Below are 12195 nucleotides of genomic sequence, written 5' to 3'. Positions count from 1 at the left end.
TAAAAAAGCTCGTACATCACGAACTTTTTTTCATGCTTCGTTTTTTCTTGGCTTTTTCACGTTGATGGAGCGACACAACGAAGAAAGCAGCAAGCACTCCCCCGATTGATCCGGCAATGATGTCGACCATCGTATCATCGTTTCCGTTCCCCTGCATCGTCGTGTTCAAGAAGACATCGGATGTGAATTCATACATTTCCCAAAGCGCCGCCCCGGCCATTGAAAAGACGACGATATACACGAATAGAAACCGTTTCGGAATTTCCGTACGAAGATCGTCATCGAGCCGGGAGAAAAAGTCGAATCCTAAAAATGCGAGAAAGATGCCACTCAAGAGATGAAGGAATGTGTCCCACCAGCCGTTCCCATACAATCCGACGATGGACCCTAAATATTGTGACGCGAACAAGAATAAGATATACGCCACTTTCATCTTGCCATCAAGTTCTGTTTTGAACGTCTTTTCAATGAAAAACGGGATGAGACCAGAGATGATCCCGGCTCCCGCCACACTCGCATCGAACCAGGATTCTTCAATAATCGCTGTCACGAGTATGACCGCCATAAACAAGACGAACCCAAACTCAAGGATACGCCCTTTCGTGAGCTTCATCATCTTTCGCCTTCTTTCGTCAATAATGTTCTCTATATGTTTTATTCCCAACTCACGATGGACTTCAACCTATACACACATTTGTTGATTCGCAAGCTGCTCATTTAACTGAATTTAGCGCAAATTCTCCCACCTCTAAGCGTCTCGGGGCACAGCCGAGCGTAGGTGGAAGATGGAACGTCTGGTCCAAATTTCTATTCTCCCTGTGATGGATATAACGAACAAAAATTCGTGATTCCGTCAGATTCCTATTTCCCTTCGGCGGGTATCCGATGAGGAAGACAATAGATGTGCGTGATACGAAAAAATCCCTGATTCTTGAAGAATCGGGGATTTACTTATTTCTGTGCAACGAAGAAAATACGCTCAGCATCAGTTCCTGGTGCATGTTCAGTGAAATCAGATGTAACTGATTTGACGTGGAACCCGGCACCAATCAACCATTGCATGTACTGCCCTGGTTCATACGTCCGTTGCTCATGCGTCTCCTCGACCCGTTCGTACGTCCCGTCTTCAAGCGCGACGAAGAACGTCAAATCATGAACGACCGAGAGCGGTGCTTCTCCCGGGTCGGCAAACCAAATATACGAGCAGTCTTCCCCGTTTGACGCGTACGTCTTTTGGTTGAAGAGCGTCTGCATCTTATTCGGGGCATGCACATCAAAGATGAACAGCCCATTTGGCTTGAGTTGGTTGTAAACGGATTCGAACGTATCGATTACATCCGCCTCATCCTGAAGATAGCAGAGCGAGTCGCAGAGAATCGTCACCGCATCGACCGGCTCCGGCAGTTCCAAATCGCGCATATCCTGTTCCCAAAGCGGCAACTCGATTTCAGCTTCGAGTGCCTTTTCTTGTGCGACTTCGAGCATCGACTCCGATAAGTCAATTCCCATGACATCGTAATGTTCAGCGAGGCGAATCGTGGCCGACCCGGTCCCGCATCCGACATCCGCGAGTGTCGCGCCATCTTGGACGTGACGACGCACGAAAGCGACCCACTCATCATACGGCGCGTCTTTCATCAACTCGTCGTATACATAGGCGAATCCTTCGTATGCCATTAGCCGACTTCCACTTCGACGTGCGGCGCGTCAGCCCACAATTTCTCTAGGTTGTAGTAATCACGGTCGTCACGATGGAAGATGTGAACGACGACGTTCTCGAGGTCAGCAAGGACCCAACGTGCCGTATCCATTCCTTCGAACTTGTGGAGCGGTAAGTCGTTTTCGCCAGCGATGTCTTTAATTTCACGCGCAATCGCTTCGACTTGTTTCTCCGAGTTTCCGTGACAGATGACGAAGTAGTCCGCAATCGGTGAAATGCCTTCCATGTCGAGTACGACGATTTCTTCGGCACGTTTATCGTCAGCCGCTTTTACAATCAATTCTAATTCTTCTCTTGCAGTCATAAAGACCCTCCTAAGGTGTATTCACAAAATCATTATACGTATCAATCGTCAGTGGAAAAATGCGCACTGACTTCTTTAATAAAAATTCAATCGTTTGACGCAGTGTCGCGACAACGGCCGCTTCGAGCGCCTGCTCCGCTTCTGTCCGCAGGCGATCGACACCTGGATAGTTCCGATTCGGTTCGATGGCGTCGGCCACGAACAGGATTTGGTCGAGACGAGACATTCCGGGTTCTCCTGTTGTATGGTTCCGGATCGCAGAAAGTACATGCGGGTCCAAGTCATACTGTCGAGCCAGCAACACTGCTCCCACCGGCGCATGCAATAACTCGTCCCCGTATTGAAGGAGATTCGGATCAAGCCCCTCATCGATGACGACTTGGCGCATCTTTTCCGTGTCGAAGTATTTCGCATAATCATGAAGCATCGCAGCAAGACGCGCTTGTTCAATATTTTCGCCATATTGATTCGCTAAGCGCTCCGCTGTCTCGACCACTCCGAGCGTATGGATATAGCGTTTTTCTGGCAGCGTCTGTTTAATCAACTCGTGTGCTTCTTCAAACGTCATACAACTTATGCTCCTTCACATACGTCTCGACTAACGTCGGGACAAGATATTTGATGGACTTGCCTCGTTTCGCCCGTTCACGGATATCCGTCGACGAGATTTCAAGCTGTGGCATGTCAATCGTGCGTACGTCCGCCTTCTCTGGAATCAAATAGCGCGTGCCAGGGCGAGCGACCGCTCCGAACGCGACGAGACGGATGAGCGTTTCGTAGTCGTGCCACGATTCGAGCGAGACAAGCGAATCCGCTCCAATTAAAAAATAGAACGTATCGTCTGGATGTTGTTCAATCAACCGCTTCATCGTTTCCACCGTATAGGATGGCTCACTCCGTTCAAATTCAATCAGGTTCAACTTGAAGTCTGACTGATTTTGAATGGCACGACGGGTCATCTCGATTCGGTCGTCAGCCGAGCTGAACCCGACTTTGTGTGGTGGAATCGCAGCCGGCAAAAACCAGACTTCGTCGAGTACAAGCTGTTCGCGAGCTTGTTCGGCGATTAACAGATGACCGAGATGCGGCGGGTCGAACGTGCCCCCCATCAAACCAATCCGGCTCATGGGAGTTTGATTTGGCGATTTTCTTTCTCTGTCGCCTCTTTATATAAGACGATGACTTTTCCAATGACTTGTACGACTTCAGCCTTTGTACCTTCTGACAATTCGCCAGCCACGTCTTTCGGCGTGTCCATGCAATTTTGAAGTACTTGGACTTTGATTAACTCACGTTTCTCAAGTGCGTCCGAGATATCTTTACACATCGCTTCACTTACACCATTTTTCCCGACTTGATAAATCGGTGAGAGATGGTGCGCTTCTGCACGTAAAAAACGTTTTTGTTTACCTGATAGCATAGTATATTATTCCTCCAATAATCTTTCGATTAACTTCTTTCCGATGGTTTCGTCCGGTTTCACGCCCGTCCATTTCTCGAACGAGAGCGCGCCTTGCCCAACGAACATACCCACACCTGTCACAACGACTGCCCCGCGATGTTCCGCTTCTCGAATCATCGGTGTGATGAGTGGACGATATATGATATCACAAACGACGGTGTTTTGTCGTAATCCTTCTAATGAAAGTGGTGTGGATTGATTGTCCATCCCGACCGATGTCGTTTGAATGACGACATCATATCGAGAAATGTCGACCTCATCGAACGTCGTGTACGCGACTCCGAACGTGTCGGCGAGCACTTTTGCCCGTTCGATTGTCCGATTGACAATCGTCACGTTGCGCGTCGGGAGAGCTTGTACGATCCCGCGGGCGGCGCCTCCTGCACCGACGATGAGAACACGTCCTGTAAAGTCTGTGAATGGCATCAGCGCTCGGACGAGACCGGCACCGTCCGTGTTCGTCCCGATGAGTTGCCCGTCTCGTTTATAAACCGTATTGACGGCACCTGCTAACTTTGCCGCATCATCGAGCTCGTCAAGATGACGAATGACCGCTTCCTTGTATGGAATCGTCACATTGAATCCGTCCCATCCCCCGTCTCGCATCGCTTCAATCAAGGTAGAAAGTTCGTCCGGTGCGGCGTCAATCGCCTCATAACGCCCGAAAAGCCCAGACGCCCTCAACCACTGCTCGTGCAGCTTTGGAGAGAGCGAATGAGCAATCGGGTGACCGATGACGGCCAGATTCATACGAGCGCCTCGCGGAGTGTGACAGCGACGCCTTTTGGAGCCCACGCTGCAATACGGCCGCCTTTACCGTGAATCGAGACCCATCCGAGACCGCTGAACACGATATCAGTCTTCACACCATCTCGTAAGCTGAATTCGTGACGGACGAGTGGTGGTAACATTTCAAGTGTCTTCTCGTTCGGTGGGTTGAGCATTTTCCCAATATGTTGGTCATAGAGCTCATCCGCGCGTTCGAGTTTCGTACGGTGTGCTTTCAACTCGTTCGACATATAGATGACGAACGACCGTTTATTGCCTTCCAAGTAATCCAAGCGTGCCAAACCGCCAAAGTAAAGCGTCTGTTGCGGGTTCAATTGGAACACGTGCGGCTTGATTTCTTTCTTCGGCGTGATTGTCTTCAAATCTTTTGCGTCGACATAGTGTGCCATTTGATGACGGTTGATGATCCCTGGTGTATCGTACAGGTTCGCATCATCATCGAGCGGGATGTCGATCAAGTCAAGTGTCGTACCCGGGAAATGACTGACGGTGATGATGGCTTCATCCTCTTCACCGAAACGTTTGATCACCTGGTTGATGAGTGTCGACTTTCCGACATTTGTACAACCGACGACGAAGACGTCTTTGCCTTTCCGGTAATATTCAATTTTCTCAGCAAGCTCATCGATACCGTGCCCTTTTTTCGCACTGATCAAATGAACGTCGATTGGGTTCAATCCGAGCTCTTTTGCCTCTGCCTTCATCCAGTTCGCCATCCGGTTCGGGTTGACCGACTTCGGTAACAAGTCGACCTTGTTCCCGACTAACAGTACGGGGTTCGAACCGACAGAACGTTGTAGGCCCGGCAGCCAGCTGCCATTGAAGTCAAAAATATCGACAATTTTGATGACGAGCGCTTCTTTTGAACTGATGCCGTTCAAGATACGTAAGAAATCATCATCTGATAAATCCACGTCTTGAACTTGGTTGTAGTGCTTCAATTTGAAGCAACGTTGGCAAATGACAATCTCACGGTCAAGTGCCGATTTTGGTGCATAGCCGACTCCGTTCGGGTCTTCCGTTTGAATGGCTACGCCGCACCCAGCGCAATATCGTTTAGTTTCTTCCATAGTTGTACTTACTGCCGTTTAGGTTTCCCCTTCTTCATTCACCGTAGCACCTCGCTGCTACTCCTGAAGCGTTAATTCCGACGCCTTGGTCGCCGTACATCGGCAGCCTCCTTCTTTCTGTGCGTTCGAGGTCTTATTCATCTTTTTTATGTGAATCTTCGGAACGTGGATGCATCGCTTCACCGATTTTTTCAGCGACAGCAACTTTTGCACGCTGTGCGTCAACGGCAAGCTCTTCCACTTTTTTCGTAATCAATACATACTTCCCACGACGCTTCATGTGCGCGAAGACCACCTTCTCAAGCATCCGGTTGAATTTCGTGACGAGCCCGTCCGTTTTGACGACCGGTTGCACATGGATGACATGAATGCCCGCCATATTGGCACCGAGCACGTCTGTAAACAGCTGATCCCCTAAGAAAATAGCTTCTTTCGGGGAATAACCATATTTCGAGAGCGCTTCTTTAAACCCAGATGGCAAAGGCTTTCTAGCACGAGCGACATAATGAAGGCCGAGCGGCTCCGTAAACGTTCGTACACGATTCTCATTATTATTTGATACGACAATCACATCGAAACCGTATGATTTTACTTTTTCAAGCCACATCAATAAAAGCTCTGGCGCATGCGGGACATCCCACGCGACGAGTGTATTATCAAGGTCCGTCAAAATGACACGTACCCCACGGTCTTTCAATTCTTGTAAGTCGATGTCAAACACAGTCGCGACGAACTGTTTCGGATAAAGTCGATTAAACACGTAAAATTCCTCCAATTAGCTAAACGATTCAACTACTTATACAAGTATTGATATCCCTTCTATGGTAAACGAAAACCGACCAAACGACTAGTCTATCGTTCGGTCGGAAGAAAATTATTGTAAAATTAGTTGGTTTTGAATGTCCCGATGACTTCACCGAGTCGAACCGGACCCATTTTTTCACGTTCTAATTGAACGGCATCTTTCTCAAAACAGAGGACGACGGTCGAACCGAATGAGAAGTATCCGACTTCTTGCCCTTTATCGGCTTGGTCCCCCTCGAGCGTCCATTCAATCGTATTCACGTTAAGGGCACCCACCATAATATGTTCATACGCTCCGACCGGGCTGTCAAAGCGTGTCACACGACGGTAGTTGCGCGAGAGCGGTCGCACCGTCTCGGTCAATCCGATCTCATTAACCGGTGCCGAGCGGTCACCGAGCTCGTAATGGCTGAGCACGCGGCCGGCAAGTGGTGTGTGGACACGGTGGTAATCGCTCGGGCTGAGATAGAGGACGACGACCGTTCCGCCAGCATAACGGCGCGCTTCTTGTTGTGAACCGAGAAGTTCCGCAAGCGTATACGATTGTCCTTTCACTTCAAAGCGACTATCTTCCGAAATTAATTCAATGACCGATAACTTCCCGTCACAAGGTGATACGAGTGTGTCGGTCGATTCATCAATCGTCCGTGCGTCAGGCTTCAGATGACGCGTGAAGAACGCATGAAGTGAAGGATAAGCTTGTAGCGGTTGCTCTGCTTCCTCTACCGCAATGTGATACACTTTTGCGAACGACGGAATCAAATGACGACTCACTCCTGATTCTGCGAAGCGTTTAAGGCGTGAGGCAATCCAGGGAGAGGCGTTTAGCTCAAATAACGTTTGATAAAAACGACGTTTCATTCCTCTTTGGCCTCCTCATTTTTAAAGAATGTCTTGTATTGTTGTTCCGAGACCGCACCTTCAATGCGACCGATTTCTTTTCCATCCTCAAAACGGATGATTGTCGGTGTCCCATTGATGCCATAAGTTTCCCAAACATTGTGGTCTGACAAGTTGATTGAAACCGCATCGTATTCTTCGATGAGAGGTTCGACATAAGGCTTCACTTGCTCACAATATTCACAGCCCGTTTGCCAGAAGTAAGCGACGACTTCACCATCTTGGTCTAATTGTTGTTGCAATTCATCTGCTGTGACGGCGTTGACACCATCGTCAGTATTGTTTCCATTTAAAAAGTACAACAAACCGATTCCGATAACGATAATCGCACCGATGATGGCGAACGTGATAAAGTTCGCGCGTTTTTCAGGGTTTTTCATATGTTAGGCCCTCCTCTAATAATGATGAAAGAAAAAAGACTGACTCATACACGAGTCAGTTTGATTGTAGACGGCTTACTTCTCTTGTGCAACGTCGCTAATTCCCATGTCTTGGTTTAAGACATCGAGAATTGCAACGAAGAATGTGATGGCCACGCCAAATCCTGTCGCGAGCATCGCGTTGTACTCTACACCATCAACAGCAGAAATGATAAATACCGCTGTATTTGAGAGCACAATCGCCCAGATCAATGTCACTAAATAACGCATTGAACGTCCCCTCCATCTCACAGATGATTCGTAAAAATTCATACGACAATAGTATAGCATTGTTCGAATAGAATATGCGACTTCGATTGTATATTCTTTCCGTCGAATCAAAAAATGTGATACGGTCGTAGAAACATCATTGTGAAGAAAAGAGGATGACTGATGTCACGTTATTTAATCGCAGTCGATTTAGATGGAACGTTATTAAGAGATGATAAAACAATCAGCGAACGAAACCTCCGCGCTCTTCAAGCGGCGCGCGACGCTGGTCATGAAGTCATGATCGCCACAGGGCGTCCAAAGCGCCATTCGATCATGTACTATGAGCAAATGGGATTGACGACACCGCTCATCAACTTCAACGGTGCGCTCGTACATCACCCGAAAGATGCGAATTATGCGGTGACACACCGCCCAATCCCGCTCAAGACCGCCCATGACATCATTGAAGAAGTCGCGGATACGAAGGCACACAATATCGTCGTCGAAGTGACAGACCACGTGTATTTCCAAAAGGACCCGCAAGAGTTCTATAGTCCGTATGCAGAACGTGCGCTCAGCGTCACATCAGGTAACTTGTTGACGCATTTGCAGGACGAACCAACATCGCTACTGATCCATGCGACAAAAGATCACCTCGCGCACGTCCGCTCCCAACTCGATGATATTCATGCAGAAGCGGTACTGAATCGGCAATGGCGCATGCCCGAACATATGATTGAAGTGATGAGTAAAAACACGTCGAAAGCACTCGGACTAAAGGAAGTCTCGAAGCATTTAAATATCGACCGGAAGCACATCATCGCCTTCGGTGACGAAGAGAACGATCTCGAGATGCTCGACTATGTCGGCACAGGTGTTGCAATGGGAAATGCCATCGACCAACTGAAAAATGTGGCCAACGAAGTGACCGCCTCGAATATGGATGACGGAATCGCCCTCTTCCTAGAAGATAAACTCGGCATCAAGGCATAATGAAAGCACCGACTGCAAAGTCGGTGCTTTTTATGATTCATATACTTTTTTAGCGACGGAACGTCCCTTCGACGTCCTCTGTCGGCAAGATATTGATCCAAACAGTTGGGTCGGCATCTTTACAAATACGTGTGATTTCACGAACTTCATGTCGCTGCGCGACCATCATGAGCGTTGCTTTCTCGACTTTCGAATACGTGCCGATTGCCGGCATGAGCGTGATACCACGGAACACGTGTTGATGTAGTTCCTTTGTCACCTCATCCGGATGATTCGTCACGATAAACAGCGTCTGACGCTGTGTGTTCGTATAAATCTCATCGATGACTTTTGATGTCACGTACAAGAACACGATTGTATAGAGTGCCGTCGGCCATCCGAACAATGCCCCTGCAGCGAGCGCGATCATCATGTTCATTAAGAAGAGATAAACCCCGACCGAGTTGTTTGTAAATTTCGCCAAAATCAAAGCGACGATATCAAATCCCCCTGTGGAGGCACCATATCGAATCGTAATTCCCGATCCAATTGCTAAGAGCACACCGCCGAATACGGCGTTTAGTAACGGGTCGTCCGAGAGAAGCTGCGATTGCGGAAGCATACGGATGAACAACGTGACCGAGGCAACACTGACGAGCGTATGGATCATCATGTTCCGGCCGAGCATAAAATAACTGACGACGAGTAGTGGTGCATTTAGAATAAAGAACCAGAGCCCTTCCCCTAGTTCAAACGGTGTGCCCGCTAACAATGTCGTCAAGATTTGGGCTAGACCTGTAAATCCCGTCGAATAGACGCCAGCTGGAATTAAAAATAATGTCATGGATAAGGCAACGAACAATCCTCCGATAATCGAGACAACCCCGATTCGTGTATGTTCTTTAACGGCTTCCGTCAAGCTTCAACTCCCCTTTCTCAAAATAGCTAAGAATCAAGATAACATAGATTATTCATACTGCATACAGCAAATATGCATGAATTCTCATAAGTTTGATACACAAAAACAAGCCGACCTCAGTCGACTTGTTCATATAAAGCAATTGATCACGCTTTCACTGTTTCAATTGTAATCGAATCATCAGCAGGTACCGTTATCTCATTTCCGTACACATGAATCGTTACATCTGACCCGCCCGTTTGTTTAATCGTCACTTGTTCACGTGATGAAGTGACCGTCAAATGATGACCACGCCAGAGCATGTTGAACGAGTAGCCGTTCCAACCTTTTGGAATCATCGGACTGAACGAGAGATTATCTTCTTTGATGCGCATTCCTGCAAATCCATGAACGATTGACATCCATGAGCCGACCATCGATGTGATGTGTAAGCCATCTTCTGTGTCGTTGTTGTAGTTATCGAGGTCAAGACGTGCCGAACGTTGATACAATTCGACCGCTTTATCTTCATATCCGACTTCTGCCGCGATGATCGAATAGACACATGGCGACAAGCTCGACTCGTGAACCGTACGTGGCTCATAGAAATCAAAGTTCGCTCGTTTCTGCTCGACTGTGAAACGGTCACCGAACGTGTAGAGTCCTTGGAGAACGTCCGCCTGTTTGATGAAGTTCGAACGGAGGATTCTGTCCCACGACCAGTTTTGGTTGAGTGGCAAGTGTTTCGGATCGAGGTCTTTCACTAAGATCTGTTCTTTATCCATGAAGCCGTCCTGTTGCATGAACACGTCTGGAACGAGGTCGTCTTTCGGGTAGTACATTTTCGCCTGAATGTCCGCCCACTTCGCGAGTTCTGCGTCCGTGATGCCGAGTGTCGATACGAGCTCATCGAGGCGTGCAGGCTCTGCTTCTTTCAAATAGTTGTACACTTCTTGCGTGTATTCGAGTGTCCACGCGGCAATCAGGTTCGTGTACCAGTTGTTGTTGACGTTGTTATCGTATTCGTTCGGACCTGTGACGCCTAGAATCATATATACGTCTTTGTGCGACACAAAGTTGACACGGCTAGCCCAGTAACGCGAGATCTCGACCAATACTTCCAGTCCGTATTGTCCAAGGTACGATTTATCGCCTGTGAAGTTCGTATAATTGAAGATGGCGTGGGCAATCGCACCGTTTCGGTGAATCTCTTCGTGTGTAATTTCCCACTCATTGTGGCACTCTTCCCCGTTCATCGTGACCATCGGATAAAGGGCACCTTCCATGCCGACATTCTTCACAGAATTCTCTTTCGCCTGTGGTAATTGGTTATGACGATATTTGAGCAAGTTCCACGAGACTTCCGGTTTTGTAGTCGCCAAATAGAAGTGGAGGCAGTATGCTTCTGTATCCCAATATGTCGCACCACCATATTTCTCACCCGTGAAACCTTTTGGACCGATGTTAAGGCGTGAATCTTCACCTGTATACGTTTGATACATGTTGAAGATATTGTACCGGATGCCCTGTTGCGCTTCGATGTCTCCATCGATGCGGACATCTGCATCTTCCCAACGCGCAAGCCATGCTTCTGTCTGATCAGCGAGAAGCGTCTCAAAACCTTTTTCAAACGCTGCTTCGACACGTGTCATCCCTGCAGATTGCAATTCGTCAATCGTATGGTCACGGTTCGTCACGACAGATACGTATTTATATGCAGTCGCCGTTTCGCCAGCTTCCGTATGGACGGTGAATTTGTTCGCCACGAACAAGTCTGTCGCTTCAAGCACTTCACAACGCGCACCTTCCACGTCTGCAATCATTGATGCCGTGACATGCCAATCGAGTTTTTTCGTCTTCGTCGTCACGAAGCCAAAGCGCTCTTCGACACCACTTTCGACCGGAAGCCAGAACTTCTCGTCGTAGTTTGAGTCTTCGTTGACGACATCACCGTCTAAATATGGGGTGAACTCGATTTTAGCTTTATAGTTGACTGGTGTAATGTTATAGCGGATTGCCAAAATTTCTTTGTCGACGATTGAGAAGAAACGGACGACTTCGACTTTCGTCTCTTCTGTCCCATTCATCAACGTGAACGTCCGTGTCAAAACACCACGCTGCATATCGAGCTCGCGTGTAAAGTCTTTTACTTCCCATTTTGCCAAGTCGACTGGTGTTTCATTAATCGCGACGCGTAGACCGATGACGTTTGTCGCGTTCAACACTTTGGCAAAGTACTCAGGATATCCGTTCTTCCACCAACCGACACGTGTTTTGTCCGGGTAATAGACACCCGCCACGTAGAATCCTTGGTGCGTATCATTCGAGTAATCCTCTTCAAAGTTTCCTCGCATCCCCATATGCCCGTTTCCGAGCGATGTGATCGATTCAGCAAGGCGGTTTTCTTTCGGATGAAGACCTTCTTCTGTTACTTTCCATTCATCGACTGCAAACAATCGTTTCATCTGTCTGCCACTCCTTTTTCTCTACAAGGCTACCTTCGACAGACAACTAGTTCGTGCAACCGTTTGTCTATGAAAGCGCTGTATTTAATCTCACCTTTCATTTTACACAACTGAACTCAGAATGCAATCGTTTGCATAAAACTTTTTCTTTCTTTTTTTTTCACATTTTTTCAGAAAAA

15 protein-coding genes are annotated in these 12195 nt (G+C 47.9%); 1 reads left to right on the top strand and 14 read right to left on the bottom strand.

All coding sequences use genetic code 11. From position 1 onward, the window contains the following. Window positions 1-16: 16 nt before the first annotated feature. From KNO76_RS03895 to KNO76_RS03840, 12 genes are all read right to left on the bottom strand, one after another. Window positions 17-613, bottom strand: coding sequence for a DUF2238 domain-containing protein (locus tag KNO76_RS03895; RefSeq protein WP_214700552.1), 597 nt, complete (start codon window positions 611-613; stop codon window positions 17-19). Window positions 614-951: 338 nt separating this feature from the next. Further along, window positions 952-1677, bottom strand: coding sequence for a class I SAM-dependent DNA methyltransferase (locus tag KNO76_RS03890; RefSeq protein WP_214882741.1), 726 nt, complete (start codon window positions 1675-1677; stop codon window positions 952-954). Continuing rightward, window positions 1677-2024 carry a ribosome silencing factor gene (rsfS, locus tag KNO76_RS03885; RefSeq protein WP_026826611.1) on the bottom strand — a complete coding sequence of 116 codons (348 nt, stop codon included), beginning with the start codon at window positions 2022-2024 and terminating at the stop codon, window positions 1677-1679. The genes KNO76_RS03890 and rsfS overlap by 1 nt, the downstream gene beginning before the upstream one ends. 10 nt (window positions 2025-2034) lie before the next feature. Then, entirely contained in the window at window positions 2035-2592 is a 558-nt protein-coding gene (gene yqeK / locus KNO76_RS03880; protein ID WP_214882738.1) for a bis(5'-nucleosyl)-tetraphosphatase (symmetrical) YqeK, read from the bottom strand. Further along, a complete protein-coding gene (locus KNO76_RS03875; RefSeq protein ID WP_026826613.1) occupies window positions 2582-3151 on the bottom strand; it encodes a nicotinate-nucleotide adenylyltransferase in 570 nt (189 codons plus the stop codon). The genes yqeK and KNO76_RS03875 overlap by 11 nt, the downstream gene beginning before the upstream one ends. After that, a complete protein-coding gene (gene yhbY, locus KNO76_RS03870; protein WP_026826614.1) occupies window positions 3148-3444 on the bottom strand; it encodes a ribosome assembly RNA-binding protein YhbY in 297 nt (98 codons plus the stop codon). Before yhbY ends, KNO76_RS03875 begins: the two co-directional genes overlap by 4 nt. A 6-nt stretch (window positions 3445-3450) precedes the next feature. After that, the gene (aroE, locus tag KNO76_RS03865; RefSeq protein ID WP_214882735.1) at window positions 3451-4236 is read right to left on the bottom strand and encodes a shikimate dehydrogenase; all 786 of its coding nucleotides are present in this window, start codon (window positions 4234-4236) and stop codon (window positions 3451-3453) included. Further along, entirely contained in the window at window positions 4233-5345 is a 1113-nt protein-coding gene (gene yqeH / locus KNO76_RS03860) for a ribosome biogenesis GTPase YqeH (protein ID WP_026826616.1), read from the bottom strand. The genes aroE and yqeH overlap by 4 nt, the downstream gene beginning before the upstream one ends. A gap of 133 nt (window positions 5346-5478) precedes the next feature. After that, a complete protein-coding gene (locus tag KNO76_RS03855) occupies window positions 5479-6105 on the bottom strand; it encodes a YqeG family HAD IIIA-type phosphatase (protein WP_026826617.1) in 627 nt (208 codons plus the stop codon). 125 nt (window positions 6106-6230) lie between these two features. Next, entirely contained in the window at window positions 6231-7010 is a 780-nt protein-coding gene (locus KNO76_RS03850) for a phosphatidylserine decarboxylase (protein ID WP_214798566.1), read from the bottom strand. Then, a complete protein-coding gene (locus KNO76_RS03845; RefSeq protein ID WP_214882733.1) occupies window positions 7007-7429 on the bottom strand; it encodes a thioredoxin family protein in 423 nt (140 codons plus the stop codon). The genes KNO76_RS03850 and KNO76_RS03845 overlap by 4 nt, the downstream gene beginning before the upstream one ends. A 75-nt stretch (window positions 7430-7504) precedes the next feature. Continuing rightward, a complete protein-coding gene (locus tag KNO76_RS03840; RefSeq protein ID WP_026826620.1) occupies window positions 7505-7699 on the bottom strand; it encodes a YjzD family protein in 195 nt (64 codons plus the stop codon). Between the two features lie 162 nt (window positions 7700-7861). Here KNO76_RS03840 and KNO76_RS03835 point away from each other — a divergent pair, with 162 nt between their 5' ends. Then, window positions 7862-8674, top strand: a complete 813-nt coding sequence (locus tag KNO76_RS03835; RefSeq protein ID WP_214882731.1) for a Cof-type HAD-IIB family hydrolase — start codon at window positions 7862-7864, stop codon at window positions 8672-8674. Window positions 8675-8723: 49 nt separating this feature from the next. Here KNO76_RS03835 and KNO76_RS03830 read toward each other — a convergent pair whose 3' ends face one another. Then, window positions 8724-9572: a YitT family protein gene (locus KNO76_RS03830; protein WP_026826622.1), complete on the bottom strand. Its 849-nt coding sequence runs from the start codon at window positions 9570-9572 to the stop codon at window positions 8724-8726. 146 nt (window positions 9573-9718) lie between these two features. Continuing rightward, the gene (locus KNO76_RS03825; RefSeq protein WP_214882729.1) at window positions 9719-12016 is read right to left on the bottom strand and encodes a glycoside hydrolase family 65 protein; all 2298 of its coding nucleotides are present in this window, start codon (window positions 12014-12016) and stop codon (window positions 9719-9721) included. Window positions 12017-12195: the final 179 nt, after the last annotated feature.

Source organism: Exiguobacterium sp. s101, assembly GCF_018617835.1.
GTDB classification, from domain to species: Bacteria; Bacillota; Bacilli; order Exiguobacteriales; family Exiguobacteriaceae; genus Exiguobacterium; species Exiguobacterium marinum.
Note: the sequence above shows the minus strand (reverse complement) of the source record. Positions and strands in the feature narration are given on the sequence as shown.